A 13680-nucleotide genomic window follows, 5' to 3' on the forward strand; every position below is an offset into this window, starting at 1 on the left:
CCGCCTTTTAAACCCCCACCCTGGGGGTGCCCACCCCCCCCAGGCTCCCGCGACTCGCGGCGCCGACCAACCCCCCCCGCCTCGCGGGGGGGGCCCGGGGGGGGGGGGCCCCCCGCCGGCAACACACCGGGAACACCGGCCCACCGAGGCTACGCACGCAGATGGTGGCTCACGTCCGGCGAAGTCCCCCGTGTCGACCAGCTCCGCGTACTGTGCGATCAGGTTCGTCACGGCCGTCGTATCCGCGGTGGTGTTCATGGCAGGTGAGGGTAGGAGACCAGGCCGGTCCGCCGCGTCCACCGCCACGGCCACAGCTGGGCGGCACCGAACGCCACCTCCACCACGAGGAAGAGCCACAGCAGCCGCGTGGCACCGTGGCCCAGCGCATACGCCTGCCACAGGGCGAACTGGACGCGCGCCACGCCGTCGAACAGGCCGTAGGCCGGCCTCGGTTCGACGATCCGCAGCAGCGCCCACACCACCACGACCGAGCCCATCAGGTTCGCGTACAGGGTCTGCATCGGGTCGAGGGCGGGCAGCGCGCCGAGCCCGAGGGCGTCCCCCAGCGACGACAGTCCGTCGTGCACGAGCGCATAGGTCCACGGGGTCGCGAATCCCGCGGTGACGACGAGGTCGTACCAGGCGCTCGCGCGGACGACGCGCGGATAGGCGGGGTGGGTGGGGGCGGAGAGACGGATCACGACGAGGCTCCTGCTCATCTCGTGGCAGCGACGCCTCACGCTAAACAGTGGAGTACTGTCCAAGGTCAAGTCCCAGTTCGGCGGTCCGGCGGAGGGTCATGCGTATCGGAGAGCTGGCCGCGCGGGTCGGTCTGAGCAAGGACACCATTCGCTTCTACGAGAAGATCGGCCTCGTCACGGGTGGCCGGCTGGCCAACGGCTACCGCGACTTCCCGCCGGAGACGGTGCCTTGGCTGCACTACGTCCGTACCGCGCAGACCCTCGGCTTCTCGCTGGCCGAGATCGGCCGGAACTTCGAGGAGCTGGGCGACGCGCCGGACTCGGCCGAGGCGCTGTCCGCGCTGTTCCAGGAGAAGATCCGGGTCGTGGACGCACGCATGGCCGAACTCGCCTCCCTGCGGAGCGAACTCGAAGCGCGTGTCGGCGCCGGATGCCCGTTGCGGGCGGTGGAACAGACGGGCTGAGGCCCGGCGTGGCAGGAGCCGTGGCGTCGGTCGTCGGGGATGCCGGAGCCGCTCAGCGCGGGCACGGTCCGCTCCCGGCGGTTCAGCGCCGGCGGCCGCGCCTTCTTCAGGATGGTCCAGCCCGGCACCGACTGAGGGGCTCTTCGGGACGTCCGGTGAACCGGCAGGGAACTCTTGGTCATGGGTTTCCCTGGACGGCTGTTCGACTGCGCGGACCTGCCTAGCATGAGGCGATCACGAACGGTACGAACCCGGGAGCTCGGGATGGTGTTGTCCGGCCTCGCCAGGAGGTCGTTGCGTCCCTGGGCGGTCGTCGCGGTCGCCGTCGTCTGCCTGGTGGCCGGAGTCCTCGCGCTCACGCACGACTCACGCCCCGCACACGCCGACCCGACCGCCCTGCCGCACACCACGGTGGAGGTGTCCGCCAGCCGCTGCGGCCGGGGCTGGCGTGCGCCGGTCCCCGGTGTCCAGGTCTTCGACCTGCGCAACCCGACCGACGGCCCCGCCGAGGTCCTCCTGGAAGACCCGGAGAGCCAGGCCGTCTACGGCGAGGTGGAGGACGTCGGCCCCGGCACCACCCGGGAACTCACCGTCCGCCTCGGCAAGGGCAGCTACGCGTTCATGTGCGTCCCCGACGACGCCGACGCCGTCACCGGGCCCACGGTCCGTATCGCGAAGGGGAAGAGCGGCCCGGCCGCGACCCCGGTCACCGAGCACGACCTGATCCCGCCGGCGCTCGCCTACCAGAAGTGGATCGGCGGCGGCCTGTCCGACGTCGTACGGCTGACGACGACGCTGCGGGACGCGGTCGACGGCGGCGACCTCGCCGCCGCCCGTACCGACTGGCTGCCGGCGCACCTGGAGTACGAGCGGCTGGGCGCGGCGTACGACGCCTTCGGGGACGCGGACGGCGCGATCAACGGCACGGACGCGGGCCTGCCCGGCGGGGTGCACGACAAGGACTTCACGGGCTTCCACCGCATCGAGTACGGCCTGTGGCACGGCGAGTCCGCGAGCGGCCTGCGCGGCCCGGCGGCCGACCTGGTCAAGGCGGTCACCGCACTGCGCGACGACTGGGCGCAGACCCGGATGGACCCCGCCCAGCTGGGGCTGCGGGCGCACGAGATCCTGGAGAACACGGTGCAGTTCGAGCTGACCGGTCGCACCGACTACGGCAGCGGCAGCAACCTCGCCACCGCCCGCGCCAACCTGGACGGCACGGTACAGGTGATGTCCAGGCTGCACCCGCTGCTGGCCACCCGGTACGCCGGTCTGCCGGCTCTGGAGAGCGAACTGGACCGGGCCGGGAAGACGCTCGACGGTTTCGAGCACGACGGCACCTGGACACCCCTGGGGCGGCTGAGCCACCGGCAGCGCGAGAACGTCGACGCGGCGCTCGGGGACCTGGTGGAACGGCTGGCGTCGGTGGCGACCCTGTGCGACCCGCGGAGGACGGTGTGAGCACCGACGAGACGACCGGCAGGGGCGGGGTCGGCCGCCGTGGCTTCCTGCGGGGCGCGGCGCTCGCGGGCGCGGGGCTCGCCGCCGGCGGCGCGGCCGCCCCGGTCGCGGACTCCACCGCGGCGACGCCGGCCATCGCGCCCTTCCACGGCGCCCGTCAGCAGTCCGCGATCGCGGCACCGCGCCGGACGACCGTCTTCACCTCGCTCGACGTCACCGCCGGGAACCGCGCCGAGCTGACCGACCTGCTGCGCACGCTCACCGACCGGGCCCGCTTCCTGACCTCCGGCGGCACCCCCGACCCGGTGGGCGTCACCGCGCCGCCCGCCGACTCCGGCGTCCTCGGCGAGGAACTGCCCTCGGGGGCGCTGGCGGTGACCGTCGGCGTCGGCGCCTCGCTCTTCGACGACCGGTACGGGCTCGGGAAACTGAGACCCCGTCGGCTGACCACGATGCCGGCCTTCCCCGACGACGACCTCAAGCCCGAGTGGTGCCACGGCGACCTCAGTTTGCAGTTGCACGCGGACGACACCGACACCGTGCTGCACGCCCTGCGCGACATCGCCCGGCACACCCGGGGCGGCATGCAGGTCCGTTGGCGGCTGGACGGGTTCACCAGCCCGCCCCGGCCGTCCGGCACCCCGCGCAACCTGCTGGGCTTCAGGGACGGCACCGCCAACCCCAAGACCGGCAGCGCCCGTGAGATGGAACGGCTGGTGTGGGTCGGCGCCGATTCCGGCGAGCCGGACTGGGCGGTCGGCGGCAGCTACCAGGTGGTGCGGCTCATCCGCATGCTGGTGGAGTTCTGGGACCGGGTCTCGCTCAGCGAGCAGGAGCGGATGTTCGGCCGCTCCCGCCAGTCGGGGGCGCCCCTGGACGGCGACGCCGAGCACGACACGCCGGACTACGCCGGCGATCCCAAGGGTGACGTCATCCCGCTGGACGCGCACATCCGGCTGGCCAACCCGCGCACCACGGCCACCGCCGAGCAGCGGATCCTGCGCCGCGCCTACAACTACGACCGGGGCATGGACAGCAACGGCAACCTCGACATGGGCCTGCTGTTCAGCTGCTACCAGCAGGACCTGGCACGGCAGTTCGAGACCGTGCAGAAGCGGCTGGCCGGCGAACCGCTGGTCGACTACATCTCGCCGTTCGGCGGCGGGTACTTCTTCGCGCTGCCCGGGGTGCGGGACACCGACGACTGGTACGGGCGCGCGCTCCTCACCTGAGCCTGTCCGCAACCTGAGCTTGTTCGGACAACTCCTCGACCCAGTCGGTCAATACACGGTCAAGATTTGCCCCAGCATCCCTGACCCGCTATTCACTCATCCGCCATCATGGCTCCGCCGCAACGCCCCGAAGCGGGCGAAGCATCCCTGCCTGTACGACGCAGTGACGTTCATGCCCGGAGGGTGAGTCCGCATGGCCAGCACAGGAAGACGAACGGCGATCAGGAGTCTGGGGGCGCTCGCGGGTGCCGCGGCGCTCACGGTCCTCGGCGGCACCGCGCCCAGCTGGGCGGCCGTGCCCACCGGGCACCACGGCGGGTCGTCGACCGCCACGCCGATCAAGCACGTGGTCGTGCTGTTCGACGAGAACATCTCCTTCGACCACTACTTCGCGACCTACCCGAAGGCCGCGAACACCGACGGCACGAAGTTCACGGCGTCCAGGAAGACCCCGAAGGACGTCGACACCCTCGCGCACGCCGGGCTGCTGACGAAGAACCCGAACCAGTACGCGCCCAAGCGGCTCTCCCCCTCGCAGGCCATGACCTGCGACCAGAACCATTCCTACGGGCCCGAGCAGTACGCCTACGACGGGGGCAGGGCCGACCAGTTCGTGCAGAACACCGAGGTCGACAAGTGCAGCGGCGGCCTGTTCGGCGAGCCGGGCCTGGTCATGGACTACTACGACGGCAACACCGTCACCGGGCTGTGGAACTACGCCCAGCAGTACGCCCTCAACGACCGCTCCTACAGCTCGGTCTACGGCCCGTCCACACCCGGCGCGCTCAACCTGGTCTCGGGTCAGACGCACGGCGCGATCTCGGTCGACTCGGTCACCGGCAAGCAGACGTCGACGCCCGATTCGTACGCCATCGCCTCCCCGAACACCAAGGGCGTGGGCACGGTCATCAACGACCCCGACCCGGCCTTCGACGACTGCTCCGACAAGGACCACACCAGCACCAGCGCGCTGGCCTCGCTGCAGGGCAAGAACATCGGTGACCTGCTCAACACCAAGCATGTGACCTGGGGTTGGTTCCAGGGCGGGTTCCGTCCGTCGACCGGCTGGGACGGCAAGTCGGCCGACTACGCCAAGTGCGACACCACGCACACCAACGTCGGCGGCGCCTCCGTGGTCGACTACAGCCCGCACCACAACCCGTTCTCGTACTACAAGTCGACGTCCAACCCGCACCACGTGGCGCCGAAGAACGTCAACGAGATCGGTCACAACGGCCAGGCGAACCACAACTACGACCTGACCGACTTCAGCGCGGCCGCCAAGGCGGGCAAGCTCCCGGCCGTCAGCTTCCTCAAGGCCGGCGAGTACCAGGACGGCCACGCCGGGTACTCCGACCCGACCGACGAGCAGCACTTCCTCGTCAACGAGATCAACGCCGTCCAGAGCTCCCCGGAGTGGAAGTCCACGGCGGTCGTCGTCGCCTACGACGACTCCGACGGCTGGTACGACCACGCCTACGCCAAGCCCCGCAACGGCTCCAAGGACACCACGGCCGGCTCCAACGGCAAGGCCACGGACAGCGCGGCCTGCCAGGCGGGCCCCGCCGCGTCCGGCGGCTACGCCGACCGCTGCGGCCCCGGCACCCGGCAGCCGCTGCTGGTCATCTCGCCGTACAGCAAGGTGAACAAGGTCGACCACACGCAGACCGACCAGTCGTCCGTCATCCGCTTCATCGAGGACAACTGGCGCACCGGCCGCATCGGCGACCACTCCTTCGACGCCACCGCGGGCTCGCTGACCAACATGTTCGACTTCCGGCACCCCAACGACAAGCAGGTGCTGCTGAACGCGAACGGCTCCGTCAAGCACGTCGGCCCGATCCACCACGTGGCTCCGGTCAGCACGCACATCACACCGGGCCCGGCGATGGTGAACACGGCCGCGACGACCGGCTCCGGCGCGTTCCCGGCCCTCCCGGTGAGCCTCGGCGTGGGCGCCCTCGTGGCCGCCGGCGCCACGGGCACGTACCTGACGCTGCGCCGTAGGCAGCGCACCACCGCCTGACCTCCGCACGACCCCTACCACCTCGGCACGGTCCTCCTCCCCGGACCGTGCCGAAGTGCGTGTGGACGTGGCTCGAATTCTTCACCCTCTCGGATGGAAGGGGGCATTCACGGAACGTCGGTCATTCCCCGGGAGTCCTGTGGGGTGAAGGCAGAGAGCACAGAACACACGGGGGTGTTCGGACCTTGACCGACATCATGGACACGATCACCGAGGACGGCACGACCAAGACGTACCGCCGCACCTCCCGGACGTTCAACGACGCGCTGGGCTTCACCATGGCCGAGGGCTCGTACGAGCAGTGGAGCTTCCTCAACCTCGCGCCGATCGTCCACCCGATGCACATCCATCTGGCCGACTTCCAGCTGCTGGGCCGCGACGCCTACGACGTCTCGGGCTTCGACCCGGCGGTGGGCGGCACGACCAGGCCGATCGCCCACGACGCGGCGACACAGCTCCCGCTGGCGCCCAACGAGCGGGGCCTCAAGGACGTCTTCCGGGTGCCGGGCGGACAGATCCTGCGCGTCATGGGGAAGTTCGACGGCGCGTACGGGCGGTTCATGTACCACTGCCACCTCCTCGAACACGAGGACATGGGCATGATGCGGCCGTTCGTCGTCATGCCCGAGGAGGCGATGAAGTTCGACCACGGCGCGGCCCACGGCGGCCATGACGGGGACCACACCGGCTGACCCTCCGCAGCAGCTCGCGTCGGCACCCGACGGTGGCGGCCCGGGCAGCCGAGACGCCTCCCCGGCCCTCGGCGAATTAGGTGCACTGTGCACTTTCTCACGCGGCCGGACGGCGCGGATGCCGATAGCGTCTGGGGTGTTCACCCCTTAAGGAGAGACGTCCGTTGTCCATCCCGACCGTGTCCCCGGGCAGTTACTTCGAGGCCGTCGACGGCCATCGCTACAAGCCGACGCCGCACGCGGGCGGGGCCTGGGCCCCGGACGAGCAGCACTTCAGTCCGCTGTCGGGGCTGGTCGTGCACGCCCTCGACGAGTACCGGGCCACCCGCCCGGACAACGGTCTGCTGCTCTCCCGGATCAGCTACGACATCCTCGGCCGCCTCGCCCTGGACGAGTGCGAGATCGAGGTGGAGACCGTCCGTCCCGGGCGGACCATCGAGCTTCTCGAAGCGGTCGTACGGATCTCCGGGCGCTCGGTTCTGCGGGCCCGTGCCTGGTATCTGGCCGAACTCGACACCAGCGCGGTCGCCGGCGGCCCCGACGACCGTCTCGTCCCGCCGGACTCCCTCGCCCCGTGGCCGGCGGGCGAGCTCTGGCCCGGCGGCTACATCGACTCCGTGGAGATCCGCCCGGTCGAACCGCGGCGCCCGGGCCGTACGGCGGCCTGGATCTCCACACCCGTGGAGCTGGTCGCCGGAGTGCCGGTCAGTCCGCTCGCCTCGTATCTCACCCTGGTCGACACCGCCAACGGCATCGCCGTCCGGCAGTCCCCCACCGAGTGGATGTTCCCGAACGTCGACCTGACCATCCACCTCCACCGCCGGCCCCGGGGCATCTGGACCGGGTTGGACACCAAGGTCACCTTCGGCCCCACCGGACAGGGTCTGACCAGCACGGTCCTGCACGACGTGGACGGCCCGGTCGGGCACGCGTCGCAGATCCTCACGGTCCGGCCGCTGCCGGGGTCCTAGGTCACCTGGCCGCGGCTCGCCACCGCGGTCCCTTGACGGACAGCCGACCGCCGAGCTGCACGACCTGCGCCACGGTCGCCGAGACGAGGGTGATCGTGCGGGTTCGGGCGACCGGGTGCGCGAGCCAGCGGGGTACGGCGCCGGGGGTGACGGTGACGGTACGGTGCGCCGGGAGCGGGCCGCCACCGAGGCCCGTCACCCTGCCGGACAGCTTGCGGACGTAGAGGGTGACCACGCCGTCGGCACCCTGGCCCTTGAGCGTGGAGGTCGTCGCGGGCCTGGCCCGAAGGCGCAGCGCCGCGCGGCCCCGGCCGGCGGTCAGGTCGAGGTCGACGGCGTCCAGCGACCGCACGGTGAACCTCAGCGCCCGGACTTTCCCCGTGGCGGTGTGCACCGTGGCCGTCCCGTGGAACCTGGCACCGCGCAGCACGAGCCGGTCGGCACGCAGCACCCAGGAGCCCTCGGCGGCGCGGAGCGGGCGCGGCCCGAGCCGTGGTGCGTCGGCGGGCGCCGAGGAGACGCCCACCTCCGGGTGCAGGGACAGGGACAGGCAGGCCACGGCCGCCGCGCAGGCGAGCGGCCTGGACGCACGGGCGAGCACGGAACGGGTCGTACCCGTACGGCGCGGGCGACCGCGTTCGTCGGGGTGCGCGCCGCGGTCGGTGCGGTCGTCAGCAGCCGCCACTTCGACCCTCCGCCGCAGGAACGACCGTGGTCCCGCCCTCGCTCGGCGGTGCCGGCGGTTCCCCGGCCGCGGGCGGCAGCCAGGCGCAGGCCAGAGAGCCGCCGACCAGGCCGGCGGCGACACCCAGGAAGAGCCCGCCGAAGTTCGCGACGGGGAAGGAGATGACGGCGAGCAGGAGGGTGGCGATCCCGGCGAAGACCCGGAGATGGGGACGGCAGCAGAGCGCGACGCCCAGTACCAGGAGCAGGGTTCCGATCACCAGGGACCCGGCGCCCGAGGTGGTAGACAGGGCGAGCGGGATGCCCCCCAGGTCCAGTTTCGCGAAGGGCCAGTAGAGGATGGGCAGCCCGGCGGTGAAGGTGAACAGGGCTGCCCAGAAAGGGCGTTCGCCGCGCCAGGTGCGGAACCTGCGCCGGAACTCCGGTGCCGCGGCGAGCAGTTCACCCGGCCTGCCGAAGGGGTTGGTGATCACGCGTCCTGTCCTGATCAGTGGTGTTGTGGTCCGCCGGGTCAGGGGCATGTGTGGTTGCCCGGTTGGATGCGCACCCGCAGACCCGGGACGCTGAAGGTGCCGGCGGACAGCGCGAGCGTGTTCACCCGTACGTCGGTCAGGGTGACCGAGGTGGACTGGAGGGCGATGCCGTCCGGATTGAAGAACCGGGAGTCCCGGTCTCCGGACCTCACCGGGCCTTTGGAGATGGCTCCCTGGGCGACACCGATGTCGAGGCCGGTGAAGTTCGCGTCCGTGGCCGCTTCGGCCGTGGCGTCGAGGAACAGGTCCGACGCCACGGCCAGTCGCTGGTCGCCGCCGGTGAGCCGCAGGGTCTGCGTGCCCAGCACCGGAACGTCGACCGTGATGGCCTCGCACAGCCCGCTGATCGTGGCATGCCGGAAGCCGGTGACCACGACGGGGACGAGTTCGCGCTTCCTGGTCACGTCGATCATGGGGTAGAGGCTCACTCCACGGGCGGTCAGGGAATCGGCGGTGACCTGGAACTTCTGGCCGGAGATGAAGAACGATGCGGCGAGCACGCCCTGTGCCATGCCGATACCGAGGGTGGCGCACGCTGCGACGCCGGGCACCAGGACCACCGCGAAGAGCCGCCAGCGGGTTCTCCCGGCGCGGTGCGACATCCCGTCTCCTTCGGTCGTGAGGTGATGCCCCGCCTCTACCGGACAAGGCGAGAGATGCCCTGTTTGTCCGGTTATGGATCCTAGGCTTCCGGGTCGGGTGACCGACTGCACGCCAGGCCCGCCGTACGAGTGATGCAAGTTCTGCTGGGCCCTTCGGGCGACAGGGTGGGGGCCGTGCGGGGTCCGAGTAGGGTTACGGGCGTTCGAAGTGGGTCAAGTGCCCATATCGCCGAGAAGGAGCAGCCCGATCGACGAGCGTCCGACCTTCGCCCAGTTGCTGCGGCGTCATCGCCGTGCGGCCCGGCTCACCCTGGAACAACTGGCCGACGTGTCGGGCGTCAGTGCCCGGACCCTTTCGGACATCGAGCGCGGCCGGAGCAAGGGGCCCCAGCAGCGGACCGTCACCGCCGTCGCGGACGCGCTCTCCCTGGCCTACGACGCCCGGCAGCAACTCCTGCACCTCGCGCGGGACGCCCGGCTGCGGGATCACTGGACCCGTCCGACCGGGCTGTGCGAACTCCCCCGGTCCGTAGACGACTTCACCGGGCGGGCCGCCGAACTGGCCTGGGTTGACGCGCTCGTGCGGAGCGAGCTCGCGCCCGGTGTCGCCGTGGTGGGGCTCGTCACCGGCTCGGCCGGGCTGGGGAAGACCACGTTCGCCATTCGCGCCGCCCACGCCGTGCGGCCGGGCTTTCCCGACGGGGTGTTCTTCCTCGACCTGTTCGGCATGTCCCAGCGGCCGCTGGCCGTCGACGACGCCCTGGGGCAGCTGCTGGCTGCCCTCGGGGTCGCGGAACAGCAGCTGCCGGCCGACGCTCCCGGGCGTGCCTCCCTGTACCGCTCGCTGTTGCGGGACCGGCGGGTCCTCGTCGTGCTCGACAACGCCGCGTCCGAGGAGCAGGTGCGCCCGCTGCTGCCGGGCGGGGGCGCGGGCCGGGTGCTGGTCACCAGCCGGCGGCTGCTGTCCGGCCTCGAGGGCGTACGCAGGCTCGTCCTGGGCCCTCTACAGATGCCGGAGGCCACCGAGCTGCTGACCGGCATTCTCGGCGAACGGTCCGCCACGGACGGGGAGTCGGCCCTCACCCGGCTCGCGCAGCTGTGCGGCGGGCTGCCGCTGGCGCTGCGGATCATCGGCAACCGGCTGGTGAGCCGGCCCGCCTGGAGCGCCGACGAGCTCGCCCACCGGCTGGCCGACGAGGAGCGCCGCCTCGACCAGTTCAGGGCCGGCGACCTCAAGATCGCCAACGCGTTCGGGATGTCGTACGAGCAACTCGCGCTCATCGCGCGGCGGATCTTCCGCAGGCTCGCCGCCGTGCCCGGGCGGGACTTCGACGCCGTCCTGGCCGCGGTGGCCGGCGGGACCTCGGCCGCGGACGCCTGGGACGCGCTCGACGACCTCGTCGACCTCGGCCTGTTGCAGGACACCGCCGCGGGCCGGTACCGCTTCCACGACCTGGTCAGGCTCTTCGCCCGGGACCGGTTGCAGCAGGAGGAGACCGCCGCCGAGAGCGACGCGCTCACCGAGCGGACCACGTCGTGGCTGCTGCGCACCGCCACGACCGCGGGCACCCGGTTCGGGCCCGTGCACGGCCGCCCGGACGAGGAGAGCACCGGCCTCGCTTGGCCCGCGTCGCCGGAGGAGGCCGACGGGTGGCTGCGCGCCGACGCGGACAACTGGCTGGGCGCGTTGCGGCTCGCGGCGGCCGACGGCCGGCACGCCGCGGTACTGGACTGCGCCGAGGCGATGAAGTGGTACTCCGACCGGTGGCTGCACGGTCCGCACTGGAACGAGGTCTTCACCCTCGGCGCACAGGCCGCCGCAGCCCTCGGCGACCGGGCGCGGCACTCGGCCCAGCTGAACCACGTGGCCTGGGTGCACGGGGTGCAGACCCGGGACGCGGAGGCCGTCCTGCGGTACACGGCCGAGGCGATGGACCTGGCCACCCGCAGCGGTGCGACGGCACAGGTCGCGTGGGCGCACTGCTACGCCGTACCGGGGTACCGGCTGCTCGGGCGGCTCGACGAGGCAGCCGCGTCCGCGTCCCGGGCGGCGGAGATGTTCAAGGGGCTGGGTGACACCGACGCCTACTGCTCCAGTCTCATCAACCTCGGTCTCTGCCTGCGGGATCTGGGGCGCTACGAGGAGGCGCTGGACAGCCTGCGTGAGGTGGTCGCGCTGGCGAGCGACAAGGGATCCGGGATGACCCCGGGCACCGCGGAGTTCATACGGCGGCACACGCTGGTGCCGCTCGGCAAGTGCCTGGCGCTGCTGGGCCGCCGGGACGAGGCCATCGCGGCGCTGACCGAGGCCACCGCCCCCTGCGAGCGGTTCGATCCCAGCCACTGGCATGCCGACGGTCTGGAGCACCTCGCGGGCCTGCTGGCCGAGGAGGGCCGTACCGGCGAGAGCAGGCGGGCCTACACGCTGGCGGCCAGAATGTTCGAGGCGCTCGGCGACGCCGAGGCGCACGCCCGCTGTGCGGCGCGCGCGGCCGCCGCGCCGTGATCCACCGGAGCTCGTGAACTGCCGTAGTTCTGCGTGCTGTTCTGCGTGGTCCGCCCGGGCCCGCGCGACTTGACTGGGGCGCATCGGACAGGCGTGAGGCCTGTCCCTCCAGGTCAGGGGCATCATGACGACCATCAGGAACATCGTGCTCGTACACGGTGGCTTCGTAGACGGATCGGGCTGGCAGGGCGTCCACGAGCAGCTGACCGCCGACGGCTACCGGGTCGCGATCGTCCAGAATCCGACCCTGTCGCTCGCTGGTGACGTGGCCGCCACCCATCAGGTCCTCGACGACCTCGACGGTCCCGCCGTCCTGGTCGGCCACTCCTACGGCGGTGCCGTCATCACCGAGGCGGGCCACCACCCCGGTGTCGCCGCCCTCGTCTATGTCGCCGCGTTCGCGCCCGACAAGGGCGAGTCGGTCAACACGCTGGTCTCCGACCCCGCGCCCGGCGCTCCGGTGCCGCCGATCCTGCCGCCCAGGGACGGGTTCCTGTTCCTGGACCGGGAGAAGTTCGCGGCGTCCTTCGCCGCCGACGTGCCCGAGGCGCAGGCGGCGTTCATGGCCGACTCGCAGGTGCCGTGGGGGCTGGACGCGGCCGGCGGGGCGATCACCGAGCCGGCCTGGCGGGTCAAGCCGTCCTGGTACCTGGTCGCCACCGACGACCGGATGATCCCGCCGCCGGTGCAGCACACGATGGCCGAGCGCGCCGGGGCGACGGTCACCGAGACTCCGGGCAGCCACGCCGTCTACGTCTCACGTCCGGCCTCGGTGGCGGCCGTCATCGCCCAGGCCGCCGAGGGCGCCGCCGAGTCCTGACCTCCGCCGAGGGTCTCCAGGCCTCGTACGACCGCCTCGCCGGACGGCCCCGGAAGGTCATCGAGGTGCCGGGCGCGTCCCACGTGCCGATGATCAGCCACCCGAAGACCACGGCCCGCTTCGTCGAGACGGCCGTCGAGACCGTCTGCTGACCTGAGCCGGCCCTTCACGGCCCCGGCCCGCAGTACCCGGGCCGGGGCCTCGCGCCGCCCTCAGTTCCCGGGCTCCGCCTCGGCCGGCGCCCCGGTGGCGCTCTCCGCGGGCCTGCGGTGCACGGCACGGACCGGGATCGCGAGCAGCCACCAGTACTTGGCGAGGTTCGGTGACCAGAACGCCACCGGGATCGCCGTGCCGAAGACCAGGACGACCAGGAGGTTGCTGCGGACCGCCGTCCGCAGCTGCCCGGGCTCCACGTCCGGGGTTGCCAGCGAGGGTGCGGTCAACAGCCGCAGGTACATCGCGCACAGGAGGCCGAGGGACAGGGCGATCGCGCCCGAGTAACAGGCCGTCGCCGTGGTCGTCTCGCCGTACTGACTGAGCAGCTTGGTCGGGAAGGGCAACGCGGCCACGACCGCGAGCAGAGCGAAGTACAGGTAGAGCAGCGAGCGGTCGACGTCGGCGATCAGCGTGAACAGGGCGTGCTGGGTCAGCCAGAGCACGCCGATCACGGCGAAGCTCAGCAGGTACGCGCCGATCGCGGGGAACAACTCCCGTACGGCGTGGGCGACCTCGGAGTCGTGCAGGCCCTCGGGGACGGTGATGTCCAGGGCGAGCAGGGTGATGGCGATGGCGAACACGGCGTCACCGAGCATCGCCAGCCGTTCCGGTCCCACGGAGACCTCGCGGCGACGGAAGGCAGGGGGACGGGGCTGGTTCATGGAGGCGGCACCACGGCATTCCTAGGCGTACGGGACGACGGAAGGATTACCACACCGCGGTGTACGACAGGAGCGCGACCGACCCGGGCGTGGCACGGCCTTGGCCAACG

12 protein-coding genes and 1 pseudogene are annotated in these 13680 nt (G+C 71.7%); 8 read left to right on the forward strand and 5 right to left on the reverse strand.

All coding sequences use genetic code 11. From position 1 onward, the window contains the following. Positions 1 to 254: 254 nt before the first annotated feature. Positions 255 to 701: a hypothetical protein gene (locus tag ACWGJB_RS21255; RefSeq protein ID WP_453381690.1), complete on the reverse strand. Its 447-nt coding sequence runs from the start codon at positions 699 to 701 to the stop codon at positions 255 to 257. Positions 702 to 799: 98 nt separating this feature from the next. Between ACWGJB_RS21255 and ACWGJB_RS21260 the strand changes: the two genes are divergently transcribed. The 6 genes and pseudogenes from ACWGJB_RS21260 (at position 800) to ACWGJB_RS21285 (ending at position 7547) form a co-directional block, all read left to right on the forward strand. Beyond that, positions 800 to 1165, forward strand: coding sequence for a MerR family transcriptional regulator (locus ACWGJB_RS21260; RefSeq protein ID WP_453381691.1), 366 nt, complete (start codon positions 800 to 802; stop codon positions 1163 to 1165). Positions 1166 to 1429: 264 nt separating this feature from the next. Continuing rightward, positions 1430 to 2626 carry an EfeM/EfeO family lipoprotein gene (locus ACWGJB_RS21265; RefSeq protein ID WP_453381692.1) on the forward strand — a complete coding sequence of 399 codons (1197 nt, stop codon included), beginning with the start codon at positions 1430 to 1432 and terminating at the stop codon, positions 2624 to 2626. Further along, positions 2623 to 3858: an iron uptake transporter deferrochelatase/peroxidase subunit gene (gene efeB, locus ACWGJB_RS21270; RefSeq protein WP_453381693.1), complete on the forward strand. Its 1236-nt coding sequence runs from the start codon at positions 2623 to 2625 to the stop codon at positions 3856 to 3858. The genes ACWGJB_RS21265 and efeB overlap by 4 nt, the downstream gene beginning before the upstream one ends. A 193-nt stretch (positions 3859 to 4051) precedes the next feature. Then, the gene (locus ACWGJB_RS21275) at positions 4052 to 5884 is read left to right on the forward strand and encodes a phospholipase C (RefSeq protein ID WP_453381694.1); all 1833 of its coding nucleotides are present in this window, start codon (positions 4052 to 4054) and stop codon (positions 5882 to 5884) included. A 215-nt stretch (positions 5885 to 6099) separates the two neighbouring features. Then, positions 6100 to 6576, forward strand: a pseudogene (locus tag ACWGJB_RS21280) (multicopper oxidase domain-containing protein); the annotation flags it as partial. A 164-nt stretch (positions 6577 to 6740) separates the two neighbouring features. Further along, on the forward strand, positions 6741 to 7547 hold the full coding sequence (locus ACWGJB_RS21285; RefSeq protein ID WP_453381695.1) for a thioesterase family protein: 807 nt from the start codon (positions 6741 to 6743) through the stop codon (positions 7545 to 7547). Between the two features lies 1 nt (position 7548). On the opposite strand, the gene ACWGJB_RS21290 is transcribed toward ACWGJB_RS21285, so the two are convergent. Genes ACWGJB_RS21290 through ACWGJB_RS21300 form a run of 3 tightly spaced genes read right to left on the reverse strand, consistent with a single transcriptional unit; the run spans position 7549 to position 9366 of the window. Next, positions 7549 to 8232: a hypothetical protein gene (locus ACWGJB_RS21290; RefSeq protein WP_453381696.1), complete on the reverse strand. Its 684-nt coding sequence runs from the start codon at positions 8230 to 8232 to the stop codon at positions 7549 to 7551. Beyond that, positions 8219 to 8704, reverse strand: a complete 486-nt coding sequence (locus tag ACWGJB_RS21295; RefSeq protein WP_453381697.1) for a DUF6114 domain-containing protein — start codon at positions 8702 to 8704, stop codon at positions 8219 to 8221. The genes ACWGJB_RS21290 and ACWGJB_RS21295 overlap by 14 nt, the downstream gene beginning before the upstream one ends. Before the next feature lie 38 nt (positions 8705 to 8742). After that, positions 8743 to 9366 (reverse strand): DUF6230 family protein, encoded by a 624-nt coding sequence (locus ACWGJB_RS21300; RefSeq protein ID WP_453381698.1) that lies wholly within the window; start codon positions 9364 to 9366, stop codon positions 8743 to 8745. Positions 9367 to 9583: 217 nt separating this feature from the next. On the opposite strand from ACWGJB_RS21300, the gene ACWGJB_RS21305 reads away from it, so the two are divergent. Together ACWGJB_RS21305 and ACWGJB_RS21310 are read left to right on the forward strand one after the other, a co-directional pair. After that, the gene (locus ACWGJB_RS21305) at positions 9584 to 11872 is read left to right on the forward strand and encodes a tetratricopeptide repeat protein (protein ID WP_453381699.1); all 2289 of its coding nucleotides are present in this window, start codon (positions 9584 to 9586) and stop codon (positions 11870 to 11872) included. Positions 11873 to 11996: 124 nt separating this feature from the next. Further along, complete coding sequence (locus ACWGJB_RS21310) at positions 11997 to 12692, forward strand: alpha/beta fold hydrolase (RefSeq protein ID WP_453381700.1); 696 nt, start codon at positions 11997 to 11999, stop codon at positions 12690 to 12692. 212 nt (positions 12693 to 12904) lie between these two features. Here ACWGJB_RS21310 and ACWGJB_RS21315 read toward each other — a convergent pair whose 3' ends face one another. Then, on the reverse strand, positions 12905 to 13570 hold the full coding sequence (locus ACWGJB_RS21315) for a TMEM175 family protein (protein WP_453381701.1): 666 nt from the start codon (positions 13568 to 13570) through the stop codon (positions 12905 to 12907). Positions 13571 to 13680 lie beyond the last annotated feature (110 nt).

Source organism: Streptomyces sp. NPDC054813 (genome assembly GCF_053611365.1).

Bases quoted from the DNA above. Each gene is read 5' to 3' on its own strand.
- ACWGJB_RS21260 (WP_453381691.1), top strand. From the start codon at position 800: ATGCGTATCGGAGAGCTGGCCGCGCGGGTCGGTCTGAGCAAGGACACC.
- ACWGJB_RS21265 (WP_453381692.1), top strand. From the start codon at position 1,430: ATGGTGTTGTCCGGCCTCGCCAGGAGGTCGTTGCGTCCCTGGGCGGTC.
- ACWGJB_RS21275 (WP_453381694.1), top strand. From the start codon at position 4,052: ATGGCCAGCACAGGAAGACGAACGGCGATCAGGAGTCTGGGGGCGCTC.
- ACWGJB_RS21300 (WP_453381698.1), bottom strand. From the start codon at position 9,366: ATGTCGCACCGCGCCGGGAGAACCCGCTGGCGGCTCTTCGCGGTGGTC.
- ACWGJB_RS21310 (WP_453381700.1), top strand. From the start codon at position 11,997: ATGACGACCATCAGGAACATCGTGCTCGTACACGGTGGCTTCGTAGAC.
- ACWGJB_RS21315 (WP_453381701.1), bottom strand. From the start codon at position 13,570: ATGAACCAGCCCCGTCCCCCTGCCTTCCGTCGCCGCGAGGTCTCCGTG.